The organism is Vibrio sp. J383 (assembly GCF_023503985.1).
GTDB classification, from domain to species: Bacteria; Pseudomonadota; Gammaproteobacteria; order Enterobacterales; family Vibrionaceae; genus Vibrio; species Vibrio splendidus.
Genome location: NZ_CP097294.1, coordinates 25,422 through 42,551 on the forward strand (window position 1 = coordinate 25,422; position 17,130 = coordinate 42,551).

Sequence of the window (17,130 nt, forward strand, 5' to 3'; positions counted from 1 at the left end):
CCCCGCTAGGATTTAACGCGACAGGAGTTATTTATGAAAAGTAATAAGGTCTCTGACCACCTAATTTTAATTGCTGGGATGCTGTTTATGTTAGTCCCTATCTGGCTAGTCTTTGCCAGTTCAACCCACAATCCAAACACCATTGTCAGCGAAGGTCTGCAATGGCTACCAGGCGATAACTTTACGGCTATTTATAGCGAAGCTTGGAACAAAAGTATGGGCTTCAGTGGCGAAGTCACCGCCAGTAAAATGGTCGCCAACTCAATGATCATGGGGCTAGGTTTTGCGATCGGTAAGATCATCATTTCGATGATGGCGGCGTATGCTTTAGTCTACTTTCGACTGCCTTACGCCACTGCGTGGTTTTGGTTGATCTTCGTGACGCTGTTACTGCCATTAGAAGTGCGCATTATCCCTTCCTATGAGGTTGTCGCTGGGCTTGGGCTTCTTAATAGTTACACAGGATTGATTCTACCTTTGATCGCATCAGCCACCGCGACATTCTTTTTTAGGCAATTCTTCAAAACCATCCCCGATGAATTGTTAGAAGCCGCACAGTTAGATAACGCAGGTCCATTTCGATTCTTTGTCGATATCTTGCTGCCTCTATCTAAAACCATGATCGCAGCGATTTTCATCATTATGTTTGTGGTGGGCTGGAACCAATACTTATGGCCGATCATGATGACTACCGATGAAGGCTACAACACCATCGTGATGGGCATAAAACAAGTACTCAACAACATCAATGAAACCAGTTTACCGCGCTATGACTATGCTTTCGCCATGGTGATTTTAGCCATGTTGCCACCCGTTTTAGTGGTGGTTGTATTTCAGCGTTGGTTTGTAAAAGGGCTAGTAGAAAGTGAAAAATAATAACGACACAACTCAAATGAACAATAACCGCATTCAATCTCTCAATGAGTACAAGACATCTCACCTGCCTTCTCACCAAGCTATCCACAAAAATACAGAGGATACCCCGATGCCAAACCCAAAGCAGACGCTAGCGCACAACCAAGCCACTCACAATCGTACGCGTAAAGCTCCCACCATGTTGGGTATCAAAAACTTGGTCAAGACGTATGAAAACGGCCATCAAGCCGTCAAAGGAGTCTCTCTTGATATCGATGAGGGTGAGTTCCTTGTTTTGGTGGGTCCTTCTGGTTGTGGCAAGTCTTCTATTTTGCGTTCCATTGCGGGTTTAGAAAGCATCTCTGGCGGTGAGATACACTTGGGTGGTCGTCGGGTTGATACAGAGAAACCTGCCCTGCGTGATATCGCGATGGTCTTCCAGAATTACGCGCTCTACCCTCACATGACGGTGTATAAAAACCTCGCTTATAGCTTAAAGAACCGAGGTGTCAGTCAGCACCTTATTGAAGATAAAATTGAGAAAGTCGCCAAAACACTGAAGATCGAAGAATACCTAGACCGCAAGCCAGCCAAACTTTCTGGTGGTCAACGTCAACGTGTTGCTATGGGGCGAGCGATCGTTCGCGACCCACAGCTGTTCTTGTTTGACGAACCTTTGTCTAACCTAGACGCCTCGTTACGTGCTCACATGAGATTAGAAATCAAAAAGCTACAGCGTGAGCTTGGCGTGACCAGTGTTTACGTCACTCATGATCAAGTTGAAGCCATGACACTGGCTGACAGAATCGTGGTACTCAACAACGGTCAAATAGAGCAAGTCGGGACACCAAGAGAGGTCTACCACCAGCCAGCCAGTACCTTTGTGGCAAGCTTCATTGGCAGCCCAGCGATGAATTTCTTACCAGCAACACTCGACGACGGCTACCTTGAGATTGGCGACCAGCAAATGTACTTGCCCGAATACGCCCACGTAAAAAATACAGCCATCACACTTGGTATTCGCCCAGAACACTCTGAGGTTTGTGCCGACTTAGTCATGAACGCGCTGCCGCTTGAATTACGCATCAGCGTGGTTGAGCCTTTAGGGCCAAATCAATTGGTTCATGGCCTTGTGAACGAACAACCCTTTATTGCAGTGACACCCGAAACGACGCTGTGCCAAGCCGTCCCTCTCGGGCTAAGCATCGATAAATCCAACCTGCATATTTTTGACAATCTTGGCAAACGCATTCACCCAAATAACTTCACATCACAGGAGTCACACGAAGATGCGACAAGCTTAACGACGGCTCTAGCTTAATCGAGTACACTGATATTTAATGCGTTTTTACGGTGCGTCTTTAAGAAGGATTAATTATGTCGTCTATCATCGTAGGTCATCGGGGTGTCGCAGGTACTCACCCAGAAAATACCAAAGCAAGCATTGAACAAGCGGCTAAACTCGGCTTGAAATGGATTGAAGTTGATATTCAGCCCACTCAGGATGACCAACTGGTCGTTTGTCACGATCACACGCTTGAGCGCTGCAGCGATGGCAAGGGTCGAGTTGATGAACACACCCTTGCTGAACTGCGTCAGCTCGATTTTGGCCGTTGGAAGTCTGAGCAGTTCGCTGGAGAAAAAATACTGACGTTGGAAGAGTTACTCACACTTGTTGAGCAGCATGATCTTAGCGTCAACCTCGAAATCAAAGTCGACAGCCGACATCAAGCCCCTTATGTCGTTGATTTGCTGCACGACGAGTTGATTCGCTCAAATCTAGACACTGATAAGGTCTTACTTTCGAGCTTCAGTCATAAGGTGGTTGCTGAAATGGCTCGTCATTTACCGAGATATCGAGTGGGAGTAATCACAGAGCAACTGACTCAAGATGATCTTATGCTCATCAATGAGGTCAAAGCGTTCAGCTGTCACATGAACTATGAACACGTTGATCAGAACGATCTTGACACTCTCAACGAAGCGAACATTCAAGCATGGTGCTACACCGTCAATGATCCGTCTCGCTTCAAATTCCTCTCGAAAGTAGATGCTGTATTTACTGATTTTCCGAATCAATTCAACCCTATAAATTGACCTCGTAAATACCGAAAAAGTACCCCCCGAGAGACTTTAAAATTAACCCTGAAAAACCTGAAAATTAGGTAGCAAACACAAGTGAGTAGGAGTACATTCCGCTACTCACTTGGTTTCACTAGCTCGCCTTATTAGACAGCTTCATTGGTTACTTAATTTATGGATCTCATTTTTAGTCCAACCTTCCCAATTTTGGGTGCAATCTTCATTTTCGCCGCTATTGTTCGTGGCTTCTCAGGTTTTGGTTTCACCTTAGTGGCATTGCCATTGAGTGCGTTATTCGTGCCTGTTATCGAACTGGTTCCTGTTTTCATGCTGATCGACCTGTTAGGCAATATCCAATTGCTGCCGAAGGTTAAACATCACGTAAATTGGCGATGGGTTTCAAAGGTATTTATCCCTTGTTTGGCCTTCACGCCCGTCGGCTTGCTGTTGCTCAAATCCGTTAGCCAAGACACGATCATCTTGATCATCAGTGCCTTCATTCTTGCGTCAGCAATCATGATCTACAAAGGGTTCCAATACAAAAGCGAACCTAGATTTGCTCCCTATATTCTAGGAAGCCTTGCGGGGGTAATGAATGGCGCAGCTTCAATGTCAGGCCCTCCGGTTGGCACGCATGCATTGGCAAGTCCTGTCGCACCACACATTGCAAGAGCAGGCCTGATTGCGTTCTTTGTACTAGCTGATTCCAGCGCCTTTGTTACGGCCTCTATCGCAGGGTTAGTCGATCGTGATGTGGTCTGGCTTACTCTAGCACTCTTACCAAGCAGCATGTTTGGCGGCTATGTCGGTTCGAAACTGTTTGAGAGGTTTGGTGGGGCGAAGTTCAAGCCAGTCACGATTGCATTGCTGATCGTGATTGCGATATTCAGTGCCGGTCGAGTCTTACTATAACTGGCTCTAGCGCTGATTTCGGCAATTGTTTTTGAGAGTTATTTTCGAGAATTGTTCAGGGAAATTGGGTACCGATAACTACCATTCAATATGGATAGGGGTACCCATTTTTACGAGTTGGATGAACTCATCCATATCTTGATTGGTTAATGCAATACAACCATCCGTCCAATCGAAGCTTTGTATAAAACTAGGTGAACGACGCTCACCATTCTTGATTCCGTGAATCTTGATATTCCCCCCAGGATCAACATCATTTTTTTGTGCCCACTGCATATCTGATGATCGCGGGTAGTTGATATGCACCGAGCGGTAGAAGTCTGATTCTTCCATAACATAGTCGAGCTGGTATTGCCCTTCTGGCGTTCGGTTGTCCCCTTCAAAACGCTTATGCCCTTTCGGTTGTTTACCTAGCGCAATACGAAATTCCTGAACCACTTCCTCCCCTTTGAGCAGATACATTCTACGTTTAGATTTGTCGACTTTGACTAAGGTGACCACTTGCAATAACGGGTCTATGCCAGAAGACGCGTCAGGTAGAGTGTAAAACTCTTGAGAGGAACTTTGAGGAGGACCTAATGAAGAGCTTTGAGAGGGATCGAGTGAAGAGCGTTGAGAAAGCTGGGCGACCTTTTGTTGAGAGTCCCCTTCAAGAACATCGTCCATAACAATGACATGCTTTGAATTCGCGGTGACCGATGACGTAGGTGTGCGATTAGAATGGGAAGGTGCTGACTCAAATACAATGGTTTCGATAGCGGTCGCATCAGACACAATTTTTTCGACGACGAGCTTCTCCGCATAAGCGAGCGAAGTAAAAAAGAGTAAGCACAACGATAAAGGCCAAATCAAACGCACCCTTAAATCTCCTCAAAACGCATGGACATGGTTCGAGATTGAGTTTCCATCCCTAACGACTCATAAAAACCCTGAGCTTGTTGGTTGAACTCCATCACTTCTAACCTAAGCTCGATAGCACCGCTCGCTTGAGCCCACTGATTGAATGACTTCATTAAAGCTCGACCGACACCTTGGCTTTGAACTTGATCGTTAACCACAATCGTATTCACTCTTGCCACCTTATGCGGCTGAATAAAGCTCACCCCTTTGTTCTGTGTCACCTTCCCGGCTAAGAAGCCGACCACTTGTTGCTCATCAACGGCAACGAAGAAAGCCCCTACAGGATCGATCATCAACCCTAACCAGTACTCTTCACTGTCGGTAAAACCCAATGAAGGTGGCGCAAATACCATCGGAGCACCAAGATGATGTTGACGATTTATCTGCTCTGAGAGCTCTAAGATCGAGCTTATATCAGTGACCTTGGCAGTCCGGATTTGCATATCATTACCTTATTTGAATTCACTAATACCTTAGCAAAAATGACTTGGTTGTGCACCGTTGTACTGGTCAACCCAGACGTTCTGTGAAGGCTGATTATTAATATTAGGCACTATGTTTAGGGAAATTGTTCCGTAAATCTCAGGCACATTGCCAGCCGTTGAGTGCTACTATCTCTGCAGAATCAATACACTAACTATTGGACACCTATATGATTAAGTTTGCTGTAATTGGAACGAATTGGATTACACAAAAGTTTGTTCAAGCTGCTCACGAATCTCAATCGATGCAACTTGCAGCGGTTTACTCTCGAAATCTAGACAGTGCGGCACAGTTCGCCCAAGAGTTTGACGTTGAAACGACGTATAACTCACTCGACGCATTGGCAAATGACAAAACGGTTGAAGCCGTATACATCGCTTCACCGAATTCACTCCATTGCGAACAGTCCATCTTCATGATGGAGCACGGCAAACATGTCATCTGTGAAAAGCCTGTCGCATCGAATATTGATGAAGCAACCCGAATGTTTGAGGTCGCTCAGAAGAACGGTGTGGTGATGTTTGAGGCGTATAAATCTCAGTTTCTACCGAACTTTAAGCAAGTTCAACTAGGGTTAGAGAAGATTGGCAAGGTACATAAGGTACACATCAACTACTGCCAGTATTCATCGCGCTACCAAAAATACCTAAACGGTGAGAACCCAAACACCTTCAACCCAGCTTTTTCTAACGGCTCATTGGTCGATATTGGCTTCTACTGTGTTGCCGCGACAGTCGCGTTATTTGGCAAACCTGAAAATGCACAGGCTTCTGCAAAGCTGCTTGATTCTGGCGTGGACGCACATGGCTGTGCGATCTTCCAATACCCTGAGTTTGATGTGACCCTTGCGCACTCCAAAGTCAGTGATTCTTATACGCCAAGTGAGATCCAAGGTGAACTAGGAGCGATCATCATCGATCACATCGCCGAATGCACCGACATTAAGATCCGCTACCGCGATGGCACGGTAGAAAACCTCACTCAAGCACAAAGCGAAAACTCCATGAGTTACGAAGCGCAGGCCTTTGCTAGTTGCATTGCTGGAGACAACACAACACAAACGCAAGCCCAACAGCGCGCTTTAACGGTTGCTAAGTTAATTACAGAGATGCGCCAACAAGTTGGTGTCGTTTATCCGGCAGACAAATAACATCGCTGAATGAGTTAACAAACTGATTTTTAAGAAATACTGTTTTATGCATAACTAAATTTAATCTTTACGACAAATAACCGGATTAGTTGATTGGGGTGCCATCTGTTTAAATCCGCGTTCGATATCTATCGTATTTATTTAATTTATTGAAGGTGTGTAAAGTGTTTTCAGTTGACGATCGCGTTGTAGCAACAAAAGGTGTTGAGCTTGGTGAAATGGTAGTGACTGGCCTAAGTGCTGGTGGTGGCTACGTTCACGTTACAACGGTAGAAGGCGCAATGACGCTTACTTACCCAGCACAAGACCTTAAAAAAGCATAGTTTAACCACTCTGCTCTTTTAGTAGTCACTCTGCTAAAGGTAACAACATTGAGGCTTTGGCTGACTTCACTCTTCTGCATTAGAGTGAGCCGCCAGAGCCTTTTTTGTGCCCGTTATTTCTCACTAGCCTTCCCATTAGTCTACTCATTGCAGTAAAGCCGAATCCAACAGACAATAGAATTAATGAAAGAGTATTTATACCAAACACTTATTGTGTGTTGTTGATGCTTGCTGTTTATCAATACTTAGCATTGATTAGTACTTAGCGTTTATTGAAGCTTAATGTTCGTAATACTTTCTGGTACATTAGCATTAACTTATATTTATAATATCCTGAACTAAGGGAAGCTATGAAGCTTTACATTTACGACCACTGCCCTTTCTGTGCAAGAGTTGCCTACATCGCTCAATCTTTAGGCTTGAACATCGAACTTGTTTCTGTGGATTATGATGATGCCCAAACCCTTATCGATCTGATCGGTAAGAAGATGGTACCAGTCCTACAGAAAAACGACGGTTCGATTATGGCTGAAAGCCTAGACATCATTGTTTACTTCATGGATTCGAAATCAAGTGACGAGCAACGTGAGCCATCTGAGCAGGCTGCGCTTTTTCAAAGCCGCGCTTTCCCTCTTACTCAACAGATCGGACGCCCACGTTGGTGGAACCTCGACTTGGCTGAATATCGCTCTGCTGGAGCCAAAGAAGCTTGGCGTGCAAGTAAAGAGACCGAAGGTTTTAACTTTAAAGAGCTCTTAGAAAAGACCCCACAATACGTTCAACTGATTAACCCATTACTGAAAGATGCAGAGCTTCTATTGGATCTAGAGAATGGTGAATCATCGCTACCTTTAGTTGATCAAGCACTCTATTTCTCAATGCTTCGTGGCTTCTGTGTTGAACCAAGCATCACATGGCCACCAGCACTTGAGCGTTGGTTAGAAAAACAGAGTCAAACGTTAGGCATCAAGCTTCTTCGCTAATTTCCTAATTTGCTAAGTCGTTAGTCGTTAGTCGTTAGCAACGAGCCTAAACGAAAAATCGAAGCTCCCCGAAACATTGTTCGTACGAGCTTCGATTTTTATGACTCAATTGTCTTTTCTACAACAAGCGCCTTCTCAACCCTGTTCGCTCCAAAATTCGCGTTGAAATTTCTTCAACCGATAACGAAGACGTGTTGATGTAAGGTATCGCTTCTCGGCGAAACATCGACTCTACCGTTTGCAACTCATACAAGCATTGCGAATCACTCGCGTATTCACTGCCGGCTAAACGGTTCTCTCGGATTTCAGTCAACCTTTCCGCATCAATGGTTAAACCAAACAGCTTGTGTCGGTAGATCTCAAATTCGGGTAACAGCTTCAAGCGCGCCAAGTCATCATGAATGAACGGATAGTTCGCTACGCGCAAGCCAAACTGCATCGCCATATACAAACTTGTCGGTGTCTTACCGCTTCGAGACACACCCAATAGGATGATATCCGCCTCTTCAAGCCCTTTCAGCGTGATGCCATCATCATGAGCCAACGTGTATTCAATCGCAGCAATACGGTCGAAGTACTTCACTGAATCTTTATTAACACTACGTGAGCGCTGCAGCTTAGGCACCGGGGCCATTTGGGTATCGTCTTGCACTTTCTGCACAATACTCTCTAGCACGTCATAACAATGCGCTGGTGCCTCCAAGAGCTTCTGCTTGATGTCTGGAATCACAATCGAAAAAAAGACCAACGGGTGGTTGCCCGTATCACGATACGAAATTTCGATCTCTTTTAATAAATCAGAAAGTTTGTCCTCACTTTCGACAAACGGGAAGGTTTTTTCATTAGCTTCGAATGGGAATTGACCTAGAACAACATGCCCTAAAGTCTCACATGTTATGGCCGTTCCATCAGAAACATAGAATACATCACGACTTTGGATATCAATTTGCATTTTTTATTTAATGTTTAAAATTATTTTGAGTAGGATGGGAACCATAATATATATAACGAAACCCTGCTGACTATTACGTCCCCCACAGCTTTAGAAAATAATTTACATTTTTTTTAAACTGATACGTAATCGTTTGCCTTTAAATCCCTACAATGCTTGCTATGTTTCTGGAGAAATAAATGCAAAATAACACCCTATGGTTCAATGGCCTTTCCATGGAAGATGTCGACAAAGTCGGCGGTAAGAATGCTTCACTTGGCGAGATGGTTTCTAACCTAGCCAACGCTGGCGTATCAGTACCTAATGGTTTTGCTACCACCTCTTATGCGTTTAATAACTTTCTTGACTACAAAGGTCTTGATGAGCGCATTCACCAACTCCTTGATGAACTTGATGTTGAAGACGTTGACGCACTGCGTAAGACAGGTGCAACGATTCGACAATGGGTTCTAGACGCACCCTTCCCAGAATTACTAGAGCAAGACATCCGTGATAACTACCGCGAACTGATTGAAGGCAACGAAGAATTGTCTGTAGCGGTTCGTTCATCGGCAACAGCTGAAGACCTTCCAGATGCTTCTTTTGCAGGCCAACAAGAAACCTTCCTTAACGTGAAAGGGATCGATGCGGTTATCGAAGCAACGAAACACGTGTTCGCTTCTCTGTTCAACGACCGTGCTATCTCTTACCGAGTACACCAAGGCTTCGATCACCGTGGCATTTCATTGTCTGCGGGCATCCAGCGTATGGTTCGCTCAGACAAAGCTTCTTCAGGTGTTATGTTCACGCTTGATACTGAGTCAGGCTTCGACCAAGTGGTATTCATCACCTCTTCTTGGGGTCTAGGTGAAATGGTTGTACAAGGCGCTGTAAACCCAGACGAGTTCTATGTTCACAAGCCAATGCTAGAAGCGGGTCACTACCCCGTTGTTAAAAAGACGTTTGGTTCTAAGTTGATCAAGATGATCTACTCAACCAACCAAGAGATCGGCAAGCAAGTTGATATCATCGACACCGATACTCAAGAGCGTAACGAGTTCTCACTGAACGATGAAGAGATCAAAGAGCTAGCAAAACAAGCGATGATCATCGAGAAGCACTACCAACGTCCGATGGACATTGAGTGGGCAAAAGACGGCATCGACGGCAAGCTTTACATCGTTCAAGCTCGACCAGAAACGGTATGCTCTCAAAGTGACCAAAACGTTATCGAGCGTTACGAGCTAAACAACAAGGCGGATGTCTTGGTTGAAGGCCGCGCTATCGGCCAACGCATCGGCTCAGGTCCAGTTCGCTTGGTTGATTCACTAGACCAAATGTCACTGGTTCAAGAAGGCGATGTACTGGTAACCGACATGACAGACCCAGATTGGGAACCTGTGATGAAGAAAGCGTCTGCGATTGTCACTAACCGTGGCGGCCGTACTTGTCACGCAGCGATCATAGCTCGTGAACTCGGCATTCCTGCCATTGTTGGCTGTGGTACTGCGACAAGCAGCCTAAATGATGGCGACATCGTGACAGTGTCATGTTCAGAAGGTGAAACGGGCTACGTTTACAACGGCGAGCTCGACTTTGAAATCAAACGTTCTGAGGTTGATGAGCTACCAATGCTGCCAACCAAAGTCATGATGAACGTAGGTAACCCAGATCGTGCCTTCGACTTCGCTCAAATCCCGAACGAAGGGGTTGGCCTTGCTCGTCTTGAATTCATCATCAACAAGATGATCGGTATTCACCCTAAAGCTCTGCTGAACTTCGATGAGCAAACGGATGAGATCAAAGCAGAAATCAACCAACGCATTCGTGGCTACAAAGATCCAATCGATTTTTACGTAAGCAAACTAACGGAAGGCATCGCGACTATCGCTTCTGCATTCTGGCCTAAGCGTGTGATCGTACGTATGTCTGACTTTAAGTCGAACGAGTACAGCAACCTTGTTGGCGGTAAAACATTTGAACCACATGAAGAGAACCCAATGCTGGGCTTCCGTGGTGCATCTCGTTACATCTCTCCAGTATTTGAAGACTGTTTCGAACTAGAAACTCAAGCACTAAAACGTGTTCGTAACGAGATGGGACTAAAGAACGTTGAAATCATGATTCCATTCGTTCGCACTCCAAGCGAAGCGGCATCGGTTATCGACATTCTAGCTAAATTTAACCTGCGTCGTGGCGACCAAGGTCTGAAAGTCATCATGATGTGTGAGCTACCATCGAATGCGATATTGGCTGATGAGTTCTTGAAGTACTTCGATGGCTTCTCTATCGGTTCAAACGACATGACACAGCTGACACTTGGCCTAGATCGAGATTCAGGCGATGTGGCACACCTCTTCGACGAACGCAATCCTGCAGTTAAAGCGATGCTGAAAATGGCAATCGATGCAGCAGCTAAAGCGGGTAAGTACGTAGGTATTTGTGGCCAAGGCCCATCTGACCATGACGACCTAGCCGAGTGGTTAATGGAACAAGGCATCAGCTCTGTTTCACTAAACCCAGATACGGTTATCGATACGTGGTTGAAGCTTGGTAACGTTGCGAATAAGTAACGCTTAGCCACTCAAATAGAAACACCGAAAAGTAGAGTCAACAAAGCCAGTCATTGCGACTGGCTTTTTTTACGTTTACTCGAGCAAAGCTCGTGCATTATCACCTTGCGCATATATACACAGGCTAACACTGGATAATGTCTTTATATCATCTAAATTCACGAGTAATGAGTTAACTCCATTCGCGAGGTTTTGATTAAGACGGTTAACAATCGCTTGTACCTTAGCAATGTCTTCCTTTGCTTTCGGTACTCGGGTATTCATAAAGTTGAACCACTTCTCATTCATATTACGAGAGACCTTCGCCAGCACTTCTGAGTTTGTAATGGTGAATGGCTTATCCAGTGTGCCACCGTCACGCAGAATATCGTAAATGATGTGCCCGTTCTTTTTCGCAACCATCATATTTTTCGTGTTCAGTTGAAGCTCACCAATATGTCCATTCTCCATCTCTAGAAAGAATTTTATATCTTTGTATCCAGCTTCAGTCGCACCACAGTTGTACTTTGCGTTTTTGCCTTTACTGGTGCCATAGCGATCTTTCATTGCTGATTGATGGTGTTTCAATTTGTCAAATTCTGTCGATAGCGCAATGATGGATTTCGCTGCGATCATATCTTGTGAGGTTTCAAACACGATTGTCATACGTGCGGCGTCTTTGAGATCGCCAATATCATAGTGCCGTTTACGGTTGGTGATCTTATCTAACGCACCGTGGAAGTCTTTAACCCCAAGATAAGCACCCGGAGGCTGTTTGAGGGTTCCATTACACACCGAAGCCACTTTAACCGCGTATTCTTTTAACGCCTCTTGCGCTTCTACGGTTTCCATAAACATCATGAAAAGTTGTTTCTTCTTAAGTGTTGCATTGGCGACTTGGTTTCGAGAACCAAAATCTAGGTTGCCGCTGGCTAATTTCTGACTCGATGTTTGATCCAAGTAGTCATGAATTTTTTCTTTTTCAGTCATGATATCGAGTATCACTTGGTCTTGCTGTTTGTTCGCCGCGTTCAGGTAATCAAAATTTTCTACTTTCTGTCTGAGCGCCTGTAACCTTTGATTATAGTCTTGAACATTCACCAATCGGAATCCTTGCGACATAATCCCTTGCTGGTTTATCTTCGCCAAGACCTTGGCTTTATTCTTTCTCACTTGTTCTTGGCTGATCTGTATTTCTTCTGTCCCTGGCATATTTTGGCTCCCTCTCAAATATGCATTTAAAACTGTGCTTGCTGACTCGCAATTCCTTTTCACTCCAACGATATTAGTTTATGGATTTGATAATTACATTAGCCAATTTAGATAAGCCTATAAAATAAATAAGGTTTGAGAGGTACTTCCATAAAGTCACAGTGCCGAATGCACCGAACCTACTGGGAAGAAGCAAAGGTAATATGTTTAGATCGGGGAACATTTATTGGTATCGAGCTGACCTTACGTTATCCTTTACGCAATTCTTCATTGAGAGGTTTGTCATCACAACAAGCCTAACTTCAAGACCGATAAGAGTGTTATGAATTCTACTACCGCAACTCCCTCGCCTTCTCTTGGCCGACAACTCTATACAATGACATGGCCAATGCTATTTGGGGTACTTTCCCTAATGAGCTTCCAGCTTGTAGACAGTGCTTTTATTGGCCAACTGGGCGTGCTACCGCTCGCTGTTCAGGGTTTCACACTTCCTATACAGATGATCATCATTGGTATTCAAGTCGGGCTAGGTATCGCGACAACCGCCGTAATCGCTAGAGCCATTGGCGCTAATGAAACGCGCTACGCTAAGCAGCTTGGTGGATTAGTGATTGCGATGGGCAGTGTGAGTGTCGCGCTTTTCTCCGTCATCATCTATCTGCTGCGTGGGCCAATTTTACAATTATTGGATGCGCCACCGACGGTATTACCAATCATTGATTCTTACTGGATCTATTGGCTAGTCAGCTCTTGGACAGGGGCGCTTCTCTACTTCTTCTACAGTGTATGTCGTGCCAATGGTAATACTATGCTGCCCGGTTCAATGATGATCGCGACTAGTATCATCAACTTGATATTAGACCCGATTTTCATCTTTACTCTCGATATGGGCATCAATGGAGCCGCCATTGCGACCATCTTGGCGTTCGGTGCTGGTATCTTTATCGTTGCTCCTAAGGTGACGAAGAAACATTGGATGACATTCGACTGGCACGATCTTGATATCGGCAAAAGTGTTCGCTCTATTGGAAACATCATGGGGCCTGCGATGATCAGTCAGCTACTGCCACCAGTCTCTTCCATGCTCGCCACTAAACTGCTTGCTGGCTACGGCACCGCTGCCGTTGCAGCTTGGGCGCTGGGTTCGCGTTTTGAATTCTTTTCGATTGTTGCAGTGCTTGCTCTGACTATGTCGATGCCACCTATGATTGGCCGCATGTTAGGAGAGAACAACCTCGAAAACATACGTAAGCTCGTTAAGATTGCTGTGATGTTCGTGTTGGGTTTCCAGTTGGTGATTGCACTGGTGACTTGGCTATTCTCTGGCGGACTTGCAAACCTTATGACCAGCGAAGACGAAGTATCGACCATCTTGAACTACCACTTGCTTATCGTTCCTATTAGCTTAGGGCCTTTGGGTATCTGTATGCTGATGGTTTCTATCTCGAATGCGCTTGGTAAGTCTTATACTGCCTTGACGATATCAGCACTGCGCCTGTTTGCTTTCTTCTTACCTTGCTTATGGGTTGGTTCGCAGCTTGCTGGCATTGAAGGCCTATTCTGGGGCGCTATGGTAGGTAATGTACTTGCCGGCACCTGTGCATGGTTTATGTACCAACGAGCACTTGGGCAAGTCGAAGCCAAGCTAGCCAAATAGGTAATTGAACAGCTAGAGCGTTATGAATGAAAAAGCAGCCACTTAGGCTGCTTTTTTAATACCTAAGTTCTAATTTACATCCCTTCCGATGACCCTCTTTCACGAATATAGCCTCTCTAATCCAACCTTGCTTTCAATTGAACAAAATTCCAATCAACCGTCATCTTATTCTCAGAACGAATGCTTAATTAACATTAATCTAAAACATCAATCGAGCCAATTTTTAGGCACCCTTTAGAACTTGTCCTAGATCATCAAAGAGTTCAAAAATGCAACCTTTGGTTTTAAATATGTAAACCTTGACGAAGTTTAAGAAATTAAACCTGATTTACCTATTTCGAGTGATCATGTTCAAATTTCATTCGTAATTTAGCTCTAAAACTTACGATTTGTTGATGTTTTAGACGTTTACGTCAGGTTTACAGAAGTTTACCGCATATTGTGAAAATACCACCAAAGGAGTATATTTCATTCATTGAGTTCAAAAATGTAAACCGAAATCATGAATGTAAAACAAGTTCGATTCACCGATGAAGACAGAGAATGTTTAAGCAATTACTTCCGCTTGGCGGACACGATTGCCGACTTGATTGGTCCCTACTGTGAGGTAGTTATTCACTCATTTGAAAGCTTAGAAAACTCTGTCGTGAAGATCGTCAATGGTCATCATACTGGTCGTGAAATCGGTTCACCTATTACCGATTTAGGTTTACGTATGTGGAGCACATTCGAAAAAACTGGCGAAGTTTCACCGAAGAGCTATTTCACCAACGCCGCTGATGGTTCCCTACTAAAATCGACCACCTGTGTACTAGCTGGTCCACAACAAAAGCCGATCGGTATGCTGTGTATCAACATGAACTTATCTTTCCCATTCCCAGAAATCGTCAAAACGCTCATGCCACAGTGCAATGTCCCTCAAACCATTGTCAGCGAGACATTCAGCAACAATGCGAACGACGTCATTCAACAAGCATTGAGCTCAGCCATTAACGAGGTTGACCAAGATGAGTCGGTTTCTTTCAAAGGTCGCAACAAAGCCATCATTCGTTGTTTGTTTGATAACGGCGTATTTGAGCTAAAAGAGACGACAACACAAGTATCAGAGCAACTTGGGATCAGCCGACAGGCGGTTTACAAGTTTATCCGTGAATTTAAATCAGAATAAAACCAATAATTTAGGAGTTACATCGTGAAACAGATCATTGCCACTGAACAAGCACCTGCAGCTATCGGCCCTTACTCACAAGGTACGTCTTACGGCGACATGGTTTATACATCAGGTCAATTACCTCTCGTTCCAGAAACGATGCAGTTTGTTGAGGGCGGCATCAAAGAGCAAGCTCGTCAGTCTCTAGAAAACTTAAAAGCGGTATTAGAAGCAAGTAATGCGGGACTGGACACAGTGCTGAAGACAACCTGCTTCCTGTCTGACATGGGAAACTTCGTTGCCTTTAACGAAGTGTACACAGAAGTGTTTGGTACAGAGAACGCACCTGCTCGCTCTTGTGTTGAAGCAGCACGACTACCAAAAGACGCACTGGTTGAAGTTGAAGCCATCGCATACAAAAAATAACCGATTTAGGTATTAATGGGTATCATAGGAGATTCTCATGAGCGTTTCATTTATCGCATTAAGCGTACTGTTCTTTGGGTTCTACGCACTGCTGTCGAACTTCAAAAAGCAAAAGAAAAGTTTTAACTTCCGCGTACTGAGTGCGCTTGCTGCTGGCTTACTGTTCGGTGGTGCAATTCAACTTGTTTTCGGTGTCGGTAACGTTGCAACATTTGGCTTTGCTGAACTGATTTCAGTGTTCGGTAAAGGCTACATCAAACTTCTACAAATGATCGTTATCCCACTTGTATTCGTGGCGATGATCTCTTCGATCATGAACGTTGAAGGCGGTGGTGCGCTATCTCGTATCGCACCAAAGATCATCGGTATTCTACTTTTCACTTGTGCAATCTCAGCAGCCGTTGGTATCGCAAGTATTTACCTATTTGGTATCGATGCGAACGCGCTAGTAAGCACTATCGGCACAAACAGTGCGATTGAAGCTCGCGGTGATTCGCTGGTAGCAACACAAGATGCAATGGCAAGCAGTGGTCTGTCTGGTATGGCTCTGTCTATCATTCCAACCAACATCTTTGACATGCTAACGGGTTCTCAACGTACTTCAACATTATCAACTGTATTGTTCGGTATGTTCCTTGGTTACTGTATCCTTCAAGTGAAGAACCGTAAGCCAGAGAAAGTGCAAAACTTCGTTGATTTCATCAACTCTGCAAAAGAAGTGGTTCTTTCAATGGTTCGTGAAATCCTGAAGCTAACGCCTTACGGTGTATTCGCTCTGATGACCACGTTCATGATGACCAACGACCTGTTCGCACTCGCTGAAATGGGCCGCTTCCTTCTAGCGAGCTACGTAGCAATCGGCGTAATGTTCGGCATCCACTTCGTGATGGTATCTATGTTCGGCCTTTCTCCAGCGAAGTTCATGAAGAAAATCTGGCCTGTATTAGTATTTGGCTTCGGTTCTCGTTCGAGCATGGCGGCTATCCCACTAAACGTTGAAACACAAACTCAACGCCTAGGTGTAGACGAAGAAACAGCAAACATGTCAGCGACTTTCGGTACCAGTATCGGTCAAAACGGCTGTGCGGGCATCTACCCAGCAATGCTCGCTATCATGGCGGCACAAGTAATGGGCATGCCTGTAGATTTAAGCTTCATCCTACAACTGATTGCTGTCATCGCGATTGCTTCATTCGGTATCGCTGGCGTGGGTGGCGGCGCAACGTTCGCCGCAGTAGCAGTACTGACCATCATGGGTCTAGACATCACAGTAGTAGCGATTCTCGTGTCTATCGAAGCGCTAATTGACATGGCTCGTACTGCGCTAAACATCTCTGGCTCTATGTTGTCTGGTGTTCTAACAGCGAAGAAGAATGGCTCACTGGATACTGAACAATACGACGCTGACGTTACAGCGACAGTATCAAAAGAAGCAGCAGTATAATTCTCAAACTTAATTAAGAGCACTCCACTTGAGTGCTCTTCTGTTTTTCCTGAGTTCAGGTTATTTAGGT

General features: G+C 44.8%; 16 protein-coding genes. 12 read left to right on the plus strand and 4 right to left on the minus strand.

The features are described 5' to 3' along the window. Nucleotides 1-33 precede the first annotated feature (33 nt). From ugpE to M4S28_RS16600, 4 genes are all read left to right on the plus strand, one after another. On the plus strand, nucleotides 34-876 hold the full coding sequence (gene ugpE, locus M4S28_RS16585; RefSeq protein WP_249633253.1) for a sn-glycerol-3-phosphate ABC transporter permease UgpE: 843 nt from the start codon (nucleotides 34-36) through the stop codon (nucleotides 874-876). Further along, nucleotides 866-2,176: a sn-glycerol-3-phosphate import ATP-binding protein UgpC gene (locus tag M4S28_RS16590; RefSeq protein WP_249633254.1), complete on the plus strand. Its 1,311-nt coding sequence runs from the start codon at nucleotides 866-868 to the stop codon at nucleotides 2,174-2,176. Before ugpE ends, M4S28_RS16590 begins: the two co-directional genes overlap by 11 nt. Nucleotides 2,177-2,232: 56 nt before the next feature. Beyond that, a complete protein-coding gene (locus M4S28_RS16595) occupies nucleotides 2,233-2,952 on the plus strand; it encodes a glycerophosphodiester phosphodiesterase family protein (protein ID WP_249633255.1) in 720 nt (239 codons plus the stop codon). Nucleotides 2,953-3,111: 159 nt separating this feature from the next. Then, nucleotides 3,112-3,849, plus strand: a complete 738-nt coding sequence (locus M4S28_RS16600) for a sulfite exporter TauE/SafE family protein (protein ID WP_065681618.1) — start codon at nucleotides 3,112-3,114, stop codon at nucleotides 3,847-3,849. A 78-nt stretch (nucleotides 3,850-3,927) separates the two neighbouring features. Here M4S28_RS16600 and M4S28_RS16605 read toward each other — a convergent pair whose 3' ends face one another. Continuing rightward, nucleotides 3,928-4,707, minus strand: a complete 780-nt coding sequence (locus tag M4S28_RS16605; protein WP_102501445.1) for a L,D-transpeptidase family protein — start codon at nucleotides 4,705-4,707, stop codon at nucleotides 3,928-3,930. A 2-nt stretch (nucleotides 4,708-4,709) separates the two neighbouring features. Then, entirely contained in the window at nucleotides 4,710-5,192 is a 483-nt protein-coding gene (locus tag M4S28_RS16610; protein ID WP_004733067.1) for a GNAT family N-acetyltransferase, read from the minus strand. A gap of 209 nt (nucleotides 5,193-5,401) precedes the next feature. On the opposite strand from M4S28_RS16610, the gene M4S28_RS16615 reads away from it, so the two are divergent. The 3 genes from M4S28_RS16615 to grxB all read left to right on the plus strand — a co-directional run bounded on the left by M4S28_RS16615 (nucleotide 5,402) and on the right by grxB (nucleotide 7,688). After that, the gene (locus M4S28_RS16615; protein ID WP_249633256.1) at nucleotides 5,402-6,382 is read left to right on the plus strand and encodes a Gfo/Idh/MocA family protein; all 981 of its coding nucleotides are present in this window, start codon (nucleotides 5,402-5,404) and stop codon (nucleotides 6,380-6,382) included. Nucleotides 6,383-6,546: 164 nt separating this feature from the next. Beyond that, nucleotides 6,547-6,705: a hypothetical protein gene (locus M4S28_RS16620; RefSeq protein ID WP_004733064.1), complete on the plus strand. Its 159-nt coding sequence runs from the start codon at nucleotides 6,547-6,549 to the stop codon at nucleotides 6,703-6,705. Nucleotides 6,706-7,055: 350 nt separating this feature from the next. After that, nucleotides 7,056-7,688, plus strand: coding sequence for a glutaredoxin 2 (grxB, locus tag M4S28_RS16625; protein ID WP_102561243.1), 633 nt, complete (start codon nucleotides 7,056-7,058; stop codon nucleotides 7,686-7,688). A gap of 118 nt (nucleotides 7,689-7,806) precedes the next feature. Here the strand turns inward: grxB and ppsR are convergent, their stop codons facing one another. Continuing rightward, a complete protein-coding gene (gene ppsR, locus M4S28_RS16630; RefSeq protein WP_017069200.1) occupies nucleotides 7,807-8,640 on the minus strand; it encodes a posphoenolpyruvate synthetase regulatory kinase/phosphorylase PpsR in 834 nt (277 codons plus the stop codon). Between the two features lie 179 nt (nucleotides 8,641-8,819). On the opposite strand from ppsR, the gene ppsA reads away from it, so the two are divergent. Next, on the plus strand, nucleotides 8,820-11,192 hold the full coding sequence (gene ppsA, locus M4S28_RS16635; RefSeq protein ID WP_249633257.1) for a phosphoenolpyruvate synthase: 2,373 nt from the start codon (nucleotides 8,820-8,822) through the stop codon (nucleotides 11,190-11,192). Between the two features lie 75 nt (nucleotides 11,193-11,267). On the opposite strand, the gene M4S28_RS16640 is transcribed toward ppsA, so the two are convergent. Further along, entirely contained in the window at nucleotides 11,268-12,383 is a 1,116-nt protein-coding gene (locus tag M4S28_RS16640) for a hypothetical protein (protein ID WP_249633258.1), read from the minus strand. 322 nt (nucleotides 12,384-12,705) lie between these two features. Here M4S28_RS16640 and M4S28_RS16645 point away from each other — a divergent pair, with 322 nt between their 5' ends. The 4 genes from M4S28_RS16645 to M4S28_RS16660 all read left to right on the plus strand — a co-directional run bounded on the left by M4S28_RS16645 (nucleotide 12,706) and on the right by M4S28_RS16660 (nucleotide 17,060). Next, entirely contained in the window at nucleotides 12,706-14,040 is a 1,335-nt protein-coding gene (locus M4S28_RS16645; protein ID WP_249633259.1) for an MATE family efflux transporter, read from the plus strand. Between the two features lie 502 nt (nucleotides 14,041-14,542). Continuing rightward, nucleotides 14,543-15,208 (plus strand): helix-turn-helix transcriptional regulator, encoded by a 666-nt coding sequence (locus M4S28_RS16650; RefSeq protein WP_017101763.1) that lies wholly within the window; start codon nucleotides 14,543-14,545, stop codon nucleotides 15,206-15,208. Nucleotides 15,209-15,232: 24 nt separating this feature from the next. Beyond that, nucleotides 15,233-15,616, plus strand: coding sequence for a RidA family protein (locus tag M4S28_RS16655; RefSeq protein ID WP_123283798.1), 384 nt, complete (start codon nucleotides 15,233-15,235; stop codon nucleotides 15,614-15,616). A gap of 37 nt (nucleotides 15,617-15,653) precedes the next feature. Then, complete coding sequence (locus M4S28_RS16660) at nucleotides 15,654-17,060, plus strand: cation:dicarboxylate symporter family transporter (RefSeq protein ID WP_249633260.1); 1,407 nt, start codon at nucleotides 15,654-15,656, stop codon at nucleotides 17,058-17,060. Nucleotides 17,061-17,130: the final 70 nt, after the last annotated feature.